This window comes from Morganella sp. TYF_1 (assembly GCF_043105645.1).
Classification (GTDB): domain Bacteria; phylum Pseudomonadota; class Gammaproteobacteria; order Enterobacterales; family Enterobacteriaceae; genus Morganella; species Morganella morganii_B.
Window position 1 is genome coordinate 1 of sequence record NZ_JBICLU010000016.1, and the last position, 17,151, is coordinate 17,151.

11 protein-coding genes are annotated in these 17,151 nt (G+C 52.5%); 6 read left to right on the plus strand and 5 right to left on the minus strand.

The annotated features are described in order from the left end of the window. Nucleotides 1-335: 335 nt before the first annotated feature. The 5 genes from narI to ACF8OF_RS08175 all read right to left on the minus strand — a co-directional run bounded on the left by narI (nucleotide 336) and on the right by ACF8OF_RS08175 (nucleotide 8,502). On the minus strand, nucleotides 336-1,013 hold the full coding sequence (narI, locus tag ACF8OF_RS08155) for a respiratory nitrate reductase subunit gamma (protein ID WP_025152460.1): 678 nt from the start codon (nucleotides 1,011-1,013) through the stop codon (nucleotides 336-338). Beyond that, nucleotides 1,010-1,744: a nitrate reductase molybdenum cofactor assembly chaperone gene (gene narJ, locus ACF8OF_RS08160; RefSeq protein WP_262862339.1), complete on the minus strand. Its 735-nt coding sequence runs from the start codon at nucleotides 1,742-1,744 to the stop codon at nucleotides 1,010-1,012. The genes narI and narJ overlap by 4 nt, the downstream gene beginning before the upstream one ends. Continuing rightward, on the minus strand, nucleotides 1,741-3,297 hold the full coding sequence (gene narH / locus ACF8OF_RS08165; RefSeq protein ID WP_004241167.1) for a nitrate reductase subunit beta: 1,557 nt from the start codon (nucleotides 3,295-3,297) through the stop codon (nucleotides 1,741-1,743). The genes narJ and narH overlap by 4 nt, the downstream gene beginning before the upstream one ends. After that, a complete protein-coding gene (locus tag ACF8OF_RS08170; RefSeq protein ID WP_392496297.1) occupies nucleotides 3,297-7,058 on the minus strand; it encodes a nitrate reductase subunit alpha in 3,762 nt (1,253 codons plus the stop codon). Before ACF8OF_RS08170 ends, narH begins: the two co-directional genes overlap by 1 nt. Before the next feature lie 61 nt (nucleotides 7,059-7,119). After that, nucleotides 7,120-8,502: a NarK family nitrate/nitrite MFS transporter gene (locus ACF8OF_RS08175; protein ID WP_392496299.1), complete on the minus strand. Its 1,383-nt coding sequence runs from the start codon at nucleotides 8,500-8,502 to the stop codon at nucleotides 7,120-7,122. Between the two features lie 298 nt (nucleotides 8,503-8,800). Here ACF8OF_RS08175 and narX point away from each other — a divergent pair, with 298 nt between their 5' ends. From narX to ACF8OF_RS08205, 6 genes are all read left to right on the plus strand, one after another. Continuing rightward, on the plus strand, nucleotides 8,801-10,543 hold the full coding sequence (gene narX / locus ACF8OF_RS08180) for a nitrate/nitrite two-component system sensor histidine kinase NarX (RefSeq protein ID WP_392496301.1): 1,743 nt from the start codon (nucleotides 8,801-8,803) through the stop codon (nucleotides 10,541-10,543). Nucleotides 10,544-10,546: 3 nt separating this feature from the next. Continuing rightward, on the plus strand, nucleotides 10,547-11,257 hold the full coding sequence (gene narL, locus ACF8OF_RS08185) for a two-component system response regulator NarL (protein ID WP_071997695.1): 711 nt from the start codon (nucleotides 10,547-10,549) through the stop codon (nucleotides 11,255-11,257). Between the two features lie 37 nt (nucleotides 11,258-11,294). Further along, entirely contained in the window at nucleotides 11,295-12,032 is a 738-nt protein-coding gene (locus ACF8OF_RS08190) for a glycerophosphoryl diester phosphodiesterase (RefSeq protein WP_025152465.1), read from the plus strand. Between the two features lie 773 nt (nucleotides 12,033-12,805). Continuing rightward, complete coding sequence (locus tag ACF8OF_RS08195; protein WP_051583025.1) at nucleotides 12,806-13,012, plus strand: helix-turn-helix transcriptional regulator; 207 nt, start codon at nucleotides 12,806-12,808, stop codon at nucleotides 13,010-13,012. A 193-nt stretch (nucleotides 13,013-13,205) separates the two neighbouring features. Beyond that, nucleotides 13,206-13,679: a hypothetical protein gene (locus ACF8OF_RS08200; RefSeq protein WP_229064302.1), complete on the plus strand. Its 474-nt coding sequence runs from the start codon at nucleotides 13,206-13,208 to the stop codon at nucleotides 13,677-13,679. 174 nt (nucleotides 13,680-13,853) lie between these two features. Continuing rightward, on the plus strand, nucleotides 13,854-17,151 hold a 3,298-nt coding region (locus ACF8OF_RS08205; RefSeq protein WP_392496302.1), incomplete at its 3' end, for an inverse autotransporter beta domain-containing protein.

Genomic DNA, 17,151 nt, shown 5'->3' on the forward strand with positions numbered 1-17,151 from the left:
GGTCAACATTAAATTCAACTATTTTTTAATGATTACAAAATCATTTTAATAACAAAAAAGCAGTGAAAAATAGCAAAAATGAACATCGAAACTGGGATAAAACAGCGTATTTCTGCTGCTTGTTGTTTATTTAATTGATTTTACAGGATTTTATTTCCGTTCTAAAGATGGCTGAAATGTTAGTGACACGTTACAGCGGCAGGGAAACCGGCTGTTTTGCCTCTGAGGTGGTTATCTGTTTCAACTTTTTTTGAAAGGATCACACGGTGATAAAAAAAGGGGCGGCCGGAGCCACCCAAAACTGTGCATTTAAAGGATGAGACTGTTGTTGTTAATTAATGGCGGTTGCGCACTAACTGATAGCGGCGTGTAATGTATTCGACCGGCGCACTCCAGATATGGACCAGACGGCAGAACGGGAAGATCAGGAACAGCGTCATACCCAGCACCAGGTGCATGCGGAAGATAAAGGCAACCCCTTCCAGATGCTCTGATGCGCCCCCCTGAAATGTCACGACAGACTGCGCCCAGCCGACCAGTTTCATCATCTCGCTGCCGTCGGTGTGCTGCGCGGAGAACGGAATGGTACCCAGTCCCAGAATCACCTGGATCACCAGCAGGGTGATGATCAGGATATCGCCGGCAGATGATGTTGCACGGACGCGCGGGTTGGTCAGACGGCGTTTGAGCAGCAGACCGCCGCCGATCAGGGTCATTACCCCGCAGGCACCGCCCGCCACCATTGCCAGCATCTGTTTCTGCGCCACGGTGATAAATGGCTCATACATCCAGTGCGGGGTCAGCATGCCGACGAAATGTCCGAAGAAAATACCGATGATCCCGACATGGAACAGGTTGGAGGCCAGACGCATCCCTTTTTTATCCAGCATCTGACTGGAACCGGCACGCCAGGTGTATTGTCCGTAGTCATAGCGAAGCCAGCTGCCGATGATAAACACCGCGCCCGCGATATACGGATAGATATCAAAGAAAAACGTATTCAGGAAATTCATGGAGTTACTCCTTTCGCCGCAGGGGGAACCGGCGCGTCACCCACCTGAATGTAATTCGGGGCGACACTCTGTGAAAAACGACGCTCATGTTGTGTCAGAACAGAATTGTCACAGCCTTTATCGGCCAGGAATGTCACCTGTTCTTCTTCCCAGACCGCATCCAGTGCAGCCGGGGTGTCATCACGGGCTTCACCGTCCACCTGACGGGTCAGTGCGCTGAGTGTCAGGTCGCTGTCCGCCATTGCCAGCAGCAGGCTGAACAATTCATGGTAATGACTTTCGCGCTGACGGAGCCGCTCACCGAGCAGAGCGAGGATCGGCGCGATATCTTTCAGTCCCTGACAGGCCTGTTCCGGCGGCATAACAGAGAGATATTCCAGATAAACCGGCAGATAATCCGGCAGTTCGCGGCTGCTGAGGGTGATCCCGGCCTGCTCATACTGCTCCAGCAGCGACACCATTGCCTGGCCGCGATCGCGCGATTCACCATACACGTGTTCAAACAGCAGCAGAGAGGTGGCTCTGCCGCGATCAAACAATTCACTGTAGCGCGCCTGGCTGTCGAGCAGCGGCTCTGAGGTCAGTTCAGCGACGAAGTACATCAGTGCGGCAGCCTGAGTCAGGCGCAGTTCGTGCGCCTGTTCAATCTCTGCAATCAGTTCGTCGCGGTGTGCCCAGAGCTCCTCACCCGGGTAATCCAGCAGGCAGCCGATGATTTTTAAGCTGATCATGATGAATGCCTCTCTGAGATTGGTGCATCTGCCGGTGTTTTCTGCGTGATATCAATGGCATCGATACGGCGGCTGTTAAACAGATTAAATTTGGTATCGCTGCCGTGACAGCCGTCACCGAAGCTGAATCCGCAGCCGTTACGCTCAGGAAATGCCTCACGGGCCAGTTCGCGGTGTGATGACGGGATCACAAAGCGATCCTCATAATTGGCGATAGCCAGATAGCGGTACATTTCCTGTGCCTGGGCTTCTGTCAGACCCACTTCTTCCAGCGCACTGATATCGCGGGTTTTATCCACGGTTTCCGCACGTTTGTAGTGACGCATAGCCAGCATCCGTTTCAGGGCACGCAGTACCGGCGCGGTATCCCCGGCGGTCAGCAGGTTGGCGAGGTACTGAACCGGGATGCGCAGACTTTCCACATCCGGCAGTACGCCGCTGTGCGGCAGCATACCCGCATCGCTGACAGACTGAATCGGTGACAGAGGCGGCACATACCAGACCATCGGCAGGGTGCGGTATTCCGGGTGCAGCGGCAGAGCGAGTTTCCACTCCATCGCCATTTTGTAGACCGGCGATTTCTGTGCCGCGTCAATCACACTCAGCGGAATGCCGTCTTTCTGCGCCTGGCGGATCACTTCCGGGTCGTTCGGGTCGAGGAAGATCCCGAGCTGACGCTCATACAGATCTTTTTCGTTATCCGCGCTTGCCGCTTCTTCAATGCGATCCGCATCATAGAGCAGCACACCGAGGTAACGGATACGGCCCACGCAGGTTTCCGAACAGACGGTCGGCTGACCGGCTTCGATACGCGGATAGCAGAAAATACATTTCTCGGATTTGCCGCTCTTCCAGTTGAAGTAGATTTTTTTGTACGGGCAGCCGGTCAGGCACATACGCCAGCCGCGGCATTTGTCCTGATCGATAAGAACGATACCGTCTTCCGCACGTTTGTAGATCGCACCGCTCGGACAGGTCGCGACACAGGCCGGGTTCAGACAGTGTTCACACAGACGCGGCAGATACATCATAAAAGTCTGCTCAAACTGGCCGTACATCTCTTTCTGCATGTCGGCGAAGTTTTTGTCCGCGCTGCGGCGGCTGAACTCACCGCCGAGGTCATCTTCCCAGTTCGGGCCGTTCTCAATTTTTGTCATGCGCTGACCGGTGATCAGTGAGCGCGGACGGGCGGTCGGCAGATTGCCTTCCGGGGCGTTTTTCAGATGATCATAGTCGTAAGTGAACGGCTCATAATAATCATCCAGCTCCGGCTGGTCGGGGTTGGCGAAGATTTTTGACAGCAGGCCGATTTTGTTACCCATACGCGGCACCAGTTTGCCGCGGATGTTTTTGATCCAGCCGCCTTTCCATTTTTCCTGGTCTTCCCAGTTATGCGGGTAGCCCAGGCCGGGTTTGGTTTCGACGTTATTGAACCACGCGTATTCCACACCTTCGCGGCTGGTCCAGACGTTTTTACAGGTGACAGAGCAGGTATGGCAACCGATACATTTATCCAGGTTCAATACCATGCCGACTTGGGAACGTATCTTCATTATGCTTTCTCCTGCCCGCTCAGGGTCTGTTGATAACCATCCTGCTCACCGTCGAGCCAGTCCACATTTTTCATTTTGCGGACCACCACAAACTCGTCGCGGTTGGAGCCGACAGTGCCGTAATAGTTAAAGCTGTATGCCAGGTGGCTGTAGCCGCCGATCATATGGGTCGGTTTCGGGCAGACACGGGTGACGGAGTTATGAATACCGCCGCGCATACCGGTCACTTCCGAGCCCGGCAGGTTAATCTGACGCTCCTGGGCGTGATACATAAAGATCATCCCGTCCGGGATACGCTGGCTGACAATCGCACGGGCGGTCAGTGCGCCGTTGCTGTTGAAGGCTTCGATCCAGTCGTTATCCTCAATCCCCAGTGAACGGGCATCGTCCTCACTCAGCCATACTACCGGGCCACCACGGCCGAGGGTCAGCATCAGCTGGTTGTCGCTGTAGGTGGAGTGAATACCCCATTTCTGGTGCGGGGTCAGGAAGTTCAGGGCTTTCTCCGGATAGCCGTTCGGTTTTGCGCCCAGCAGCGGTTGTGCCGCACGTGTATCCACCGGCGGACGGTACACCACCAGGGCCTCACCGAATGCGCGCATCCATTCATGATCCTGATACAACTGCTGACGACCGCTCAGGGTGCGCCACGGGATCATCTCGTGAACGTTGGTGTAACCCGCGTTATAAGAGACATGCTCATCTTCCAGGCCGGACCAGGTCGGGCTGGAGATAATTTTGCGCGGCTGCGCCACGATGTCGCGGAAGCGGATTTTTTCATCTTCTTTATGGATGGCAAGATGGGTATGGTCGCGGCCGGTCACTTTACCGAGCGCATCCCACGCTTTCACCGCCACATGGCCGTTGGTTTCCGGTGCCAGTGACAGCACGACTTCTGCCGCATCAATTGCGGTTTCAATCGCCGGACGACCTTCCGCTGCGCCCTCAGTGCGGGTGCGGTTGAGTTTTTTCAGGAAATCGACTTCTTCCTGCGTATTCCAGCTGATACCTTTACCGCCGTTGCCGAGTTTATCCAGCAGCGGCCCCAGCGAGGTAAAGCGGGCATAGGTGTTCGGATAATCGCGCTCGACCACCATCAGGTGCGGTGCGGTTTTCCCCGGGATCAGGTCACATTCGCCTTTTTTCCAGTCCTTCACATCAAACGGCTGCGCGATTTCGGCAGCGGAGTCATGCTGGATTGGCAGGGTGACAATATCGGTCTCTTTGCCCAGGTGGCCCGGGCAGAGTTCAGAAAAGGATTTGGCGATCCCTTTGTAGATTTCCCAGTCGGTTTTGGATTCCCAGGCCGGATCGACCGCAGCGGTCAGCGGATGAATGAACGGATGCATATCCGAGGTGTTCATATCATCTTTTTCATACCAGGTGGCAGTCGGCAGCACGATATCGGAGAACAGACAGGTGCTGGACATGCGGAAATCGAGTGTCACCACCAGATCCACTTTCCCTTCCGGGGCATTATCCACCCATTCTGCTTCTTCCGGTTTCACGCTGCCCTGTTCGCCGAGATCTTTACCCAGCAGACCGTTTTCGGTGCCGAGCAGGTATTTCAGCAGATATTCATGGCCTTTACCGGCGGAGCCGAGCAGGTTGGAACGCCAGATAAACAGGTTACGCGGGAAGTTCTGCGGATTGTCCGGCTGTTCCGCCGCAAAGCGGATTGCACCGCTCTTCAGCGCTTCTGCGGTGTAAGCCTGCGGATCCTGACCGGCTTCTTTTGCTCTCGCCGCGATTGTCAGCGGGTTCACGTTCAGCTGCGGTGCGGACGGCAGCCAGCCCATGCGTTCGGCACGGATGTTGAAGTCCAGAAGGCTGCCGCTGAAGCGGGATTTGTCCGCCAGCGGGGAGAGAAGCTCCTGCGGCTGAACAGTTTCATAACGCCACTGGCTTGAGTGGTTATAGAAGAACGAGGTGCTGTTCATATGGCGCGGCGGACGTGACCAGTCCAGCCCGAACGCCAGCGGTAACCAGCCGGTCTGCGGACGCAGTTTTTCCTGGCCCACATAGTGTGACCAGCCGCCGCCGCTCTGGCCGACGCAGCCGCAGAACACCAGCATATTGATGATGCCGCGGTAGGTCATATCCATGTGATACCAGTGGTTGATACCGGCACCGACAATCACCATTGAACGGCCATGGGTTTTCTCGGCGTTATCAGCAAACTCACGGGCAATACGGGAGATGTGATGCTGACTGACGCCGGTCACTTTTTCTGCCCAGGCCGGGGTATAGGCCTTGATTTCGCTGTAATCCGACGCGCAGTTCACATCATTCAGACCACGATCAATACCGTAGTTGGCGAGGGTTAAATCGAAAACACTTGCCACACGGACTTCACTGCCGTCTGCCAGACGTACCACTTTCACCGGCAGTTTGTGCATCAGCACTTCATCCAGTGCCACACCTTCGAAGAACTCATTTTCAATGCCGCCGAAATACGGGAAAGCGACATCAGCAACTTCATCGTGCTTATCCAGCAGGCTCAGCTGCATGGTGATCTCATCACCACTCTTGCCGTCACGCGGCTCCAGGTTCCATTTGCGGGATTTGTCCCAGCGGAACCCGATAGAGCCCTGTGGTGCCACCAACTGCTGACTGTTTTCATCAATGGCGATGGTTTTCCACTCAGCATTTTCTTTCTCGCCGAGAGAATCCACCAGATCAGATGCCCGCAGCATACGGCCCGGCACATAGCCGCCTTCTGCACGCGGATCCAGCATCACCAGCATCGGCATGTCGCTGTAAGTGCGGACATAATTGGTGAAGTATTCCGCCTGACGCTTCGCGTGGAACTCATTGAGGATCACATGGCCCATCGCCAGTGCAACGGCGCTGTCTGTGCCCTGTTTCGGGTTCAGCCACTGGTCGCACAGTTTAGCGATTTCAGCATAATCGGGCGTGATCGCGACCGTTTTGGTCCCTTTATAACGGACTTCGGTGAAGAAGTGCGCATCCGGGGTACGGGTCTGCGGGACGTTGGAACCCCAGGCAATCAGATAAGAGGAGTTATACCAGTCTGCGGATTCCGGCACGTCTGTCTGCTCACCCCAGGTTTGCGGGGAGGCCGGCGGTAAGTCGCAGTACCAGTCATAGAAACTCAGGCAGGCACCGCCGATCAGGGATAAATAACGGGCACCGGAGGCATAGGAGACCATCGACATCGCCGGGATCGGCGAGAAGCCGATAATACGGTCAGGGCCGAACTGTTTGGCAGTCACAATATTGGCTGCCGCAATCATTTCATTCACTTCCTGCCAGTCGGAACGGACAAACCCGCCGCGTCCGCGTGCCTGTTTGTAGCTTTTGGCTTTTGCCTCATCATTAATAATGGATGCCCACGCATCGACCGGATCAGCGTGCTGCGCTTTGGCCTCACGCCACAGTTTGATCAGGCGTTTGCGTACCATCGGATATTTTACGCGGTTTGCACTGTACAGATACCAGGAATAGCTGGCACCACGCGGACAACCGCGCGGCTCATGATCCGGCAGATCAGGGCGGGTACGCGGGTAGTCTGTCTGCTGCGTCTCCCAGGTCACCAGCCCGTTTTTCACGTAAATCTTCCAGCTGCATGAACCGGTACAGTTCACGCCGTGGGTGGAACGGACAATTTTGTCATGCTGCCAGCGGCTGCGGTAACCATCTTCCCAGTCGCGGTTGACGTTCAGCTCTTGTCCGTGGTCGCCGGAGAAGGTTTCCCCGCGCTGCTTAAAATAACGGAATCTGTCTAAAAACTTGCTCATTCGGTAATCCCCCGATAAGCGCCGGGCGCTCACATTGCTCTGATTATCAGAATTGAATTAATTATTTTTTACGGCCGTATACCAGCCATGTGGTCAGAATGCAGACCACATAAAAGACAACGAACACTTTCATTGCACCGGCAGGCGAGCCGGTCAGTGTCAGTGAAATACCAAAGGCATTCGGGATAAAGAACCCGCCGATAGCGCCGATGGCAGAGATAAAACCGAGTGCGGCAGCACTTTCGGTGATAGCTTCATGCTGGGCTTCTTTTTCGGTACCGCCCTGTGCCAGCACGCGCTCAGTGGTGATTTTGCGGAACACCACCGCAATCATCTGGAAAGTAGAGCCGCTGCCGAGACCGGCGGTGAAAAACAGCACCATAAAGACGCCGAAGAAAGCGGCAAATGAACCGGCATCATTTTTGCTAGGCAGTGTGAAGAACAGCAGGAAGGCGAATACCGCCATCACCACAAAGTTAATAAAGGTCACGCGGATGCCGCCGAATTTATCGGAGAGGAAGCCGCCCAGCGGACGGGCCAGCGCACCCAGTAACGGGCCGAAGAAGGCAAATTTCAGGATAACGATATCCGGGAATTGGGTTTTCGACAGCATGGCAAACCCGGCGGAAAATCCGATAAATGATCCGAACGTGGAGAGATAGAGGAAGCTCAGGATCCACAGATGTTTGCGTTTCAGGACCGGTAACTGCTCTTTTAACGAGGCTTTGTTGGCGGAGAGGTCATTCATCCCCAGCCAGGCTGCGGCGGTAAACAGCAGCAGGAACGGCACCCAGATCCACGCGGCATTCTGTAACCACAGCTCAGAGCCGTCCGGCTGGGTCACACCGGTGCCGCCCATAAAGCTGAACACCCCGAACGTCACAATAAACGGTGCGACCAGCTGCATCACACTCACACCGAGGTTACCCAGTCCGCCGTTGATACCCAGTGCTCCGCCCTGTTTCGCTTTCGGGAAGAAGAAGCTGATATTCCCCATACTGGAGGCAAAGTTTGCCCCGGCAAAGCCGCACAGCAGGGCGATAATCACAAACACCGCATACGGCGTTGACGGGTTCTGCACCGCGAATCCGAGCCATACACACGGCACAATCAGGATCAGGGTACTGAACGCCGTCCAGCGGCGGCCGCCGAAAATCGGGATCACAAAGGAATAAGGAACCCGCAGAAGTGCGCCGGAAACAGACGGCAGCGCGGTCAGCATAAACAGCTGATCGGTGGTAAAGTTAAAGCCGACTTTCGGGAGATTGACGGCAACGGCGCTGAACAGCATCCACACACAGAATGCCAGTAACAGGCAGGGAACAGAGATCCACAGGTTGCGTGATGCAACCCGGTGTCCGCTCTCTGCCCAGAATTTTTCATCTTCCGGGCGCCAGTCGGTAATGACGCCCGCTGATGCCTTGTCTTCGGAGATCTGAGCCATAATACACCTCAAAATTATGCTGAAATTAAAGGCGTTTTACGTGGGTTATAAGGTGCTGATACTGATCTTAATCAAAGGGTGAACCGATTGATTTTTAAGCGCAAAACCGTCATTCTACTTTAGGGGTATGGTTGTTAATCTGATGAAAATACCTAAAATCAAACGGTTAGTATCGGTATGATTAGTGTGGTTTATAATGGCTAATCCCCCGGGGTTTTAAGGGGTACTACTTTAGTGGTAGGTGTTTTTTCAGGGAAATCAGAGAGAATAACCGGTCAGTTCAGAGGAGCATCAGTGCATGCTGAAACACACATCCATTCTCACACAAATCACCGGTTTTATGGTGCTGCTTACCGTTTTTGCGGTGATCGGCATGGGGCTGACCAATCAGATCACCGAAAGTGTGCAGGGCAATGCACATGCGATTAATAAATCCGGTACATTGCGGATGCAGAGCTACCGTTTCTTGTCTGAAATCCCGCTGACCGGGCATTCACAGCAATATCTCAATGATTTCGAATCCGATTTAACCCTGCTTGCCGGGATGAAAGCGGTGAGTCCTGCAAAAATACAACAGCAGTTTCTGGCTATTGAGCAGACCTGGCGGCAGAAGCTGCGCCCGGCGCTGGAAGCAGCAAAACAGCCGGAAGAGGCCCGTGCTCCGGTGGCTGCGTTTGTCGGTCAGATTGACAGCCTGGTGTCTGCCATTGACCATCAGACCGAATCCACCATCCGGCTGGTGGCGGCTATTCAGCTGGTTTTTATCGCATTAATGATTTTGCTGCTGCTGTTGTCGGCACGGCATTTCCGCCGCCGGATACTCCATCCGTGGCAGCGGCTGCTGGCGCAGGCGGATGCGATGGGGCAGGGGAATTTTCAGCCGCGCTTTGCGGATTATGACCACCGCGACGAAATTACCATGATCGGCAATACCCTTAACCGCACAGCAGAGGAGCTGTCTGCGCTCTACGGGGAGCTGGAATCGCGGGTGGCGGTCAAAACACAGGATTTACAGGAAAAAAACCAGATGCTGGCCTTCTTATATAAGAGCGGGCAGCGGCTGAATAACACCAATGACCTGACCACTCAGCTGACGGATATTCTGCGCGATCTGCATCAGATCATACCGGAAGGTGCGCTGTGCCTGCGGATCTTTGAAGATAATAACGCCACCCGTTTTACTGAAATCGGCGATTGTGGCTGTATGCCGTTACAGACACAGGAACAGCTGACCTGGAATCTGAGCGGACCGATTAACCGTTACGGGGTATTGACGCTGCTGTTACCCGCCGGACAGCAGCTGAACAGCGAACAGCAGAATATGATGCAGATGCTGAGCAAACAAATTATCTCTGCTTTTGCGCTGGCGTATCAGCATGAGCAGCAGCAACAGCTGATTCTGATGGATGAGCGCTCAGTGATTGCCCGCGAACTTCACGATTCTATTGCGCAGTCGTTATCCTGTCTGAAAATTCAGATAAGCTATTTACAGATGCATTCCGCGCAGATCCCGGAAAATTGTCAGACACTGCTGACCGAAATGCGCCAGGAAGTGAACGGTGCTTATCATCAGCTGCGTGAACTTCTGACCACTTTCCGCCTGAAACTGACCGAGCCCGGGCTGCTTGCAGCGTTACAGAGCACACTGGAGGAGTTTGAGCAGCGGATGGGTTACCGCATCGGTTTTGATTTTCAGCTCTCCGGGCGCCAGGTCTCCGCGCACCAGACCATTCATGTGGTGCAGATTGTCCGCGAGGCGCTGAGTAACATCCTCCAGCATGCCAATGCGTCGAGGGCGCAGGTGATATGCCGGTCAGAAGATCAGATGATTTATATCAGCGTGGAAGATAACGGGGAAGGCATCCCGGAACATCCGGAAAAAAATAATCATTACGGGTTATCCATCATGCGGGAACGTGCAGCCACACTGCACGGAACCTGCCGGATAACCACACGGGAACAGGGCGGCACTCAGGTGCTGATAAGCTTTCCCGCGAATACAACTATAAGAATAAATGAAGACGATTCAGGAGCAAAGTAAACAATGACGAACAGAACTGCGGTACCGCTTTCCGCCGGAGAAATTATACTCAGTGATCCGGATGAAGCCGCTGATCCGGCCTCTCCCGCCACGATCCTGCTGATAGACGATCACCCGATGCTGCGTAACGGCGTCAGACAATTAATCAGCATGGAGCCGTCCCTGACAGTGGCCGGTGAAGCGGGGAACGGTCGCGATGGCATTGCGCTGGCGGAATCACTCGATCCGGATCTGATTCTGCTGGATCTGAATATGCCGGACATGAACGGCTTTGAAACCTTGGACATTCTGCGGCGCAAACCGCTCTCCGGCCGGGTGGTGGTATTCAGTGTGTCCAACTACCGGGAAGATCTGATTACGGCACTGCGCCGCGGGGCGGATGGCTATCTGCTCAAGGATATGGAGCCGGAGGAACTGCTGGTGGCACTGCGTCAGGCGGCGGCCGGTAAAATGGTGGTCTCCCCGGCACTGACTGAAGTGCTGGCAGGGGCGCTGCGTGAAGTGCGCAGTGATGATGAGCCGGATATCAACAGCCTTACCCCGCGTGAGCGCGACATACTGAAACTGATCGCTCAGGGACAGCCGAATAAAATGATCGCCCGTAAACTGGATATCACTGAAAGTACGGTAAAAGTGCATGTGAAAAACCTGATGAAAAAGATGAAGGTAAAATCACGGGTAGAAGCAGCAGTATGGGTGCTGCAAAACAAATAGTACCGGTATCCGGCTTCTCTGTATAAAGGAACAGATTATGATTATTGCAGCACACCGCGGTTTTTCCGCCCGCGCACCGGAAAACACCATGGCAGCATTCCGGCAGGCGGCAGAGTTCGGCTGTCTGTGGATTGAAACCGATGTTCAGCTCAGCGCCGACGGTGTACCGGTACTGATCCACGATGAAACCGTGAATCGCACCACCAACGGCAGCGGGAAAGTGACGGATCTGACCTTACGTGAACTGCGGGCACTGGATGCCGGGTTATGGGCGGGGGAAGTGTACCGGGGGGAAAAAATTCCGCTGTTGACCGACCTGCTGGCGCTGGCGGAAGAATTTGGATTGCATTTGAACCTGGAACTGAAAACAGAGCTGACAGACAGTGACCATGCGATTGCTCAGTTGTGTGAAGCCACCGCCGCAGTGCTTGAAATGCAGAATTTCCCGGCAGAGCGGATTCTGTTTTCCGGCTTTGATACCCGTACACTGCGCCATATGCATAAACGGATGCCGCACATCCGGCGCGGACAACTCTGGGAAAAAATTCCGTCGCAGCCTCTGGCACTGCTTCAGGAGATTGACGCATTCAGTGTGCATTGCGACTGGCTTTTTCTGCGGGAAGACACGGCAAAATCGCTGAGAAAAGCCGGTTATCAGGTTTTTTGCTATACACCGAATTATCCGGAGCTGGTGGCGCATTTTGCGGACTGGGGGGTGGGGATGCTGATAACCGATAACCCTGCAATATACAGGGACGAAAATCGTTTTTCTTAATGCTATATTGCATCCGTATTACACCGGCCTCTTCCGACAGGCCGGTGTTTTTATTTAACTATCATAAAATACAAGTTATTGGAGTTATATTTAATAAATCATAATAAAATTCATTTTATTATTATCAGATGAACAAAAAGAGGATAAAAACTGTAACAAAGTGATACAGGTTTAATCATACAGGGAGTTATCTTAAATATCCTTTTTCCCGAGCCATCATTACCCATCCTGTTTGTTTTTATATAATAACCTGAAATTACATGGTTATTTCACCCGTTATTACTATTTATAGTTACTCACAGATAGATTTTACCAATTGTTCTTAAGGTAACGAAAGAAGAATGATTATTTGCATGACTGCTCAGGATTCACTTATTCTTTACCCGATCTGATAGTGATGATTTATCGGTATTATTTTGTTATCAGTGATTTTATTGCTGCTGAATAACCGGGATTAAACTCACTTAATTTGTATTTAGCTGAATAATATCAACTGAAAATAAAAGGCAGTGGCTGGCTTCTTTTCCGATAAAGGATGCAGTAATTAACAGGGATCGTTACCTTTCCGGTCTGATTCTCCGGTGGATATAGTGCATAATAACGGGATTTTTATGTTTATTACTATCGTTAATTATTCCGGATAAACCTAAAAGGAGTTAAATATCCCGGGTAAATCAGGTTTTGCTATGTGTGATAATAATATATCTCTATTGAAAGAAGTTGGTTTTTTCTTAAAAAGAAGGCGAAAAAGTCAGGGATTAACAGGTTCGGAAGTGGCTGAGAAACTGAATATCAGTCAGCAGCAGATATCCCGCTATGAACGCGGGCTGTCGGTGCTCAGTCCGGATGTCATGCTCAGGTATTGTGCGGCGCTGGGAATGACGGAGCGTGAGATCAGCGAACTTTTCTCCATTATCAGCACCCATTATCAGTCTGTTATTTCCGGGCCGGAAGAGACAGATGACACTGATAACCCGTAATGCTGACTATCCAACTGTTATGACTCTCCCTTTACGCGTGTATTTAATATCACCAACCTTTTTCTGTCTGATGACATCTGAATGCTGTTAATAATATGTTGCATTAACTTCATATCATCAGCAGACAGGTGTTTTTATTAAACCTGTAATTTCTCTCTGTAAGAGTTAATTTTATAAATAGGAATGAATGAAAATGATGATTAACAAAAAAGCACTCGTTGTAGCCGGGCTTTCACTGGTTATTTCTGCCTGCTCAACATCACCGGCAAAGAAAAACACGGCAGCAGTTAAAAATCCGCCGGTAAAACAGCAAACCCGTTCCGCAACACCAAATGTGACCGGTAATAACGCGGCACAGGCGTATGTGGGAAGTAAACAATTAGCATCTCAGGGGATTGTTATTGCATCCACCAATAACGCCTGTGTGGACGGATTTAATTTCCTTAAAGGTGTAAACCAGGCTGAATTTAATGATTTCTCATCAAGCTACGGACGTATTAATCAGAACTATACCTTCTTAAACGTTAATAAAGAAATTATGGATAAAGACTCCCGTGAAGTGTTATCCATGACGCTGAACAAAAAACTGGACACTTTATGTACCAAAGTTCAGTACGCAGGTTTCATTGGTGTGAAGGATAAAATAAAAGCACTTTCTGACATTTAATTTTTTATAGTTTTTTAATCTCATTTCGGGGATGTATTCATGCCTGTTACTTCGTATTACTCAAAAACAAAGAGGGTAACGGCATATCTGTTGCTCTTTTTGCAGTTATTTTTTCCGGTGTCGACGGCAACATTATCTGTTGCTTACGCGGCAGAACAAAATGACGCATTAATTATGTCAGAGACATTTGACGGACTTAATGCACTGATGGATACATCCCCGGAACCGCCTCCGAATCCTCAGGGCGGAAAAACCACCTCCGGCAGTTCTTTCAGCGGTGAGGGATTTACCGTTGAAATGCCGTCCGGCAGTGAATACGGCGTAATGCCGGCCGGTTCAGACAGTGGTTTTATCTCCGGACAGAACGGTATGCCGTTCCCGATGAGTGTCAGCACACTGCCGGACCCGGCAAACCCTGCACCGCGCGATAACACCGTGCGGACAGATGACGTCTTCAGCGCATTACCGACCCTCGGTCTGCCGGATACCTCTCCGCAAGATGATGCGAAGCAGAATGAATCCCGCTGGGCGGGCAATGCTTCACAGGCGGGGCAGATCCTCTCCAGTGATGATGCGGTTGACGCATCTATCGGTTACGTGCGCGGTATCGGTGAAAACCTGCTGAATCAGCAGGTCAATGACTGGCTGAACCAGGTGGGCCATGCCCGCATTCAGTTCGGCAGTAATAAAACCGGTGATGCGGATGTCCTGGTGCCGTTAATTGATAATCCGAACAGCCTCCTGTTTTCACAGGTCGGGCTTCGTGCCAATGAAGAGCGCACCACCACCAACCTCGGTCTGGGCTATCGTCAGTATGAAGACGGCTGGATGTGGGGTGTGAACAGCTTTTATGATTACGATATCACCGGCAGCAACTCGCGGGTCGGTGTCGGTGGTGAATTATGGGCTGATTACCTGAAACTTGCCGCCAACGGCTACTTCAGGGTCACAGACTGGCACCAGTCAACACTGCATGAAATGCGCGATTATGACGAGCGCCCGGCAAACGGGTTTGATATCCGTGCGGAGGGCTATCTGCCTGATTATCCGCAGTTAGGCGCATTTGCAAAATATGAACAGTACTTCGGCGACGGCATCAGCCTGGCCAGTACCACCTCTTCCGGTGAACTGAAAAATAACCCGTCGGTCTCCACCCTCGGGCTCAGTTATACCCCGTTCCCGCTGATCACGTTTAAAGGTCAGACATCCCGCGGTGATTCCAATGACAGCCAGGTCGGTATGGAGCTTTCCTACCGTTTCGGCGTGCCGTTATCACAGCAGCTGGATACCGATAACGTTGATCTGATGCGCAACCTGGCGGGTAACCGTTACGACTTTGTCGACAGAAACTACAACATTGTGATGCAGTACCGTAAGCAGGAACTGTTGCGGATTGCACTGCCGCCGGCACTGCGCGGCGAAGCAGCACAAACACTGCCGGTGACGGTCAGTGTGCTGAAAGCCAAATACGGTCTGAAATCACTGCGCTGGTCAGCACCTGAACTGCTGGCAAACGGCGGTGAGATCAAACAGACCGGGCTGACCACGGCGGATATTACTCTGCCTGCTTATATGTTTGCTAACCGCAGCGGCGAACCTCAGGGCTACCGTGTGACCGCTGTCGGTGAAGATAACGAGGGCAACCCGTCCAATACCGCAGAAATGTGGGTGAATGTGATCCCGTCGGTGGAAACCATCACTAAGCTGACCGTAACGCCAAATCAGTCACTGGTGGCGAATAACCGTGATCAGTTCACAGCGGTGGCGCTGTTACAGAATGACAAGGGCGAAGTGCTGGCGAATAAAGTTGTCACGTTCAGTGTTTCCGGGCTGAAAAATACGGAAGGTGTGACCATTTATGATGCAGACGGCAATAACGGCCGGACCCTGACCGTGATCTCCGGGCCGGACGGCACGGCGACCGTGAAAATCATCAGTAAGTCCGCCGGTAAAGCATCACTGCAGGCGAAGATGCGTAACGGTAACAGCCGTGCAGAATCGATCATCTATATTGCGGATATCAGTACCGCGAAAATCAAAACACTTGAGTTAACCAATAACAAAGCAGTGGCTGACGGCCAGGCGAAAAATATCGCCGTGGCAACAGTGACTGACCAGTTTGATAACCAGGTGGAAAACTTCCCGTTAACCGCCAGAGCGGATAACGGTGCAACAGTGGCTGATCCGAACCAGCAGACTGATGATAACGGCCAGGTCACTGTCCGCTTCAGCAGTGAGACTGCCGGGGATTCAAAACTGGTGGTAGAGGGTACGGGCACGTCGAAGAGTGTGACCTCGCAGTTTGTCGCCGATATGAGTACCGCAGAAATTCACAGTGTAACCACTGAAACTGACGGTGCGGTGGCAAACGGGCAGGCGAAGAACAGCGTACTGGTGACTGTGACAGATAACCGCAATAACCCGCTGGCGGGTGCACCGGTGACTATCAGCGTACCGGGAACTGCCCGTTATCAGACTCAGCCGGCAAGCGGAATGACCGATAACCAGGGTCGTCTGCGTGTTTATATCACGAACACCAAAGCCGGTTCTGATGACTATACCTTCAGCATCAATAACAGCAGTGTCACCAAACAGTTGTTGTTTAAACCGGATGAATCTACGGCCTCCATCACTGACTCACAACTGAAAATCGTGACTGATGGTCAGAAAGCAGACGGCACATCGGCAAACCGGGTACAGGCGACTGTCCTGGATGCTTATGGTAACCGTATCCCGGGCTATACCGTACAGTTCATTACCGACAACAATGCTCAACCGTCGCAGTCTCAGCTGACAACGGACAGCAATGGTGAAACCATTTTTGATCTGACGAATACCAAATCCGGTAAAACGAAGGTCACGGTACAGGTGAACGGTAAAACGGCATCCGTTAATGTGACATTTACCGCTGACAGCGCCACCGCAAGAATTGCGGATATGACGGTTACGGCGGATGGTATGCCGGCAAACGGCGAAGCGAAGAACGCGGTGGAAGTTACCGTAACGGATGCTTCCGGTAACATTGTGCCGTTTGTGGCGGTTCTTTTCACCACAGATAACAGTGCACAGCCTGCATCACAGTCACTGATGACGGATGAGAACGGTAAAATCGTATTCAGCCTGACCAATACCGCGGCAACGCAGGTCAATGTGACTGCCAAAGTGAACAACAGTGATATGAGTGCGGTGGTGACGTTTAAGGCAGATAAAGGCACGGCGACGATTACCGACGCGAACCTGACCGTGGTGACGGATAACGCGGTTGCGGACGGCGCGGCGAAAAACCGGCTGAAAGCGGTGGTGACGGATGCGAACGGTAATGTGGTGCCGGATGCGGCGGTGGTGTTCACCGCGGGCAACGGCGGGCTGCCGGCGACGCAGACGGTGACAACCGGAGCGGACGGATCAGCGCTGTTTGACGTGACGAATATCAGGGCCGGGGTGACCGGTGTCACCGCCGCGGTGAACGGCA

What these genes read in the sequence shown, in the direction of transcription:
- ACF8OF_RS08190 (WP_025152465.1), top strand. Translation starts at nt 11,295, where the DNA reads ATGATTATTGCAGCACACCGCGGTTTTTCCGCCCGCGCACCGGAAAAC.
- ACF8OF_RS08170 (WP_392496297.1), bottom strand. Translation starts at nt 7,058, where the DNA reads ATGAGCAAGTTTTTAGACAGATTCCGTTATTTTAAGCAGCGCGGGGAA.
- narH (WP_004241167.1), bottom strand. Translation starts at nt 3,297, where the DNA reads ATGAAGATACGTTCCCAAGTCGGCATGGTATTGAACCTGGATAAATGT.
- narI (WP_025152460.1), bottom strand. Translation starts at nt 1,013, where the DNA reads ATGAATTTCCTGAATACGTTTTTCTTTGATATCTATCCGTATATCGCG.
- ACF8OF_RS08200 (WP_229064302.1), top strand. Translation starts at nt 13,206, where the DNA reads ATGATGATTAACAAAAAAGCACTCGTTGTAGCCGGGCTTTCACTGGTT.
- ACF8OF_RS08175 (WP_392496299.1), bottom strand. Translation starts at nt 8,502, where the DNA reads ATGGCTCAGATCTCCGAAGACAAGGCATCAGCGGGCGTCATTACCGAC.
- narX (WP_392496301.1), top strand. Translation starts at nt 8,801, where the DNA reads ATGCTGAAACACACATCCATTCTCACACAAATCACCGGTTTTATGGTG.
- narJ (WP_262862339.1), bottom strand. Translation starts at nt 1,744, where the DNA reads ATGATCAGCTTAAAAATCATCGGCTGCCTGCTGGATTACCCGGGTGAG.
- narL (WP_071997695.1), top strand. Translation starts at nt 10,547, where the DNA reads ATGACGAACAGAACTGCGGTACCGCTTTCCGCCGGAGAAATTATACTC.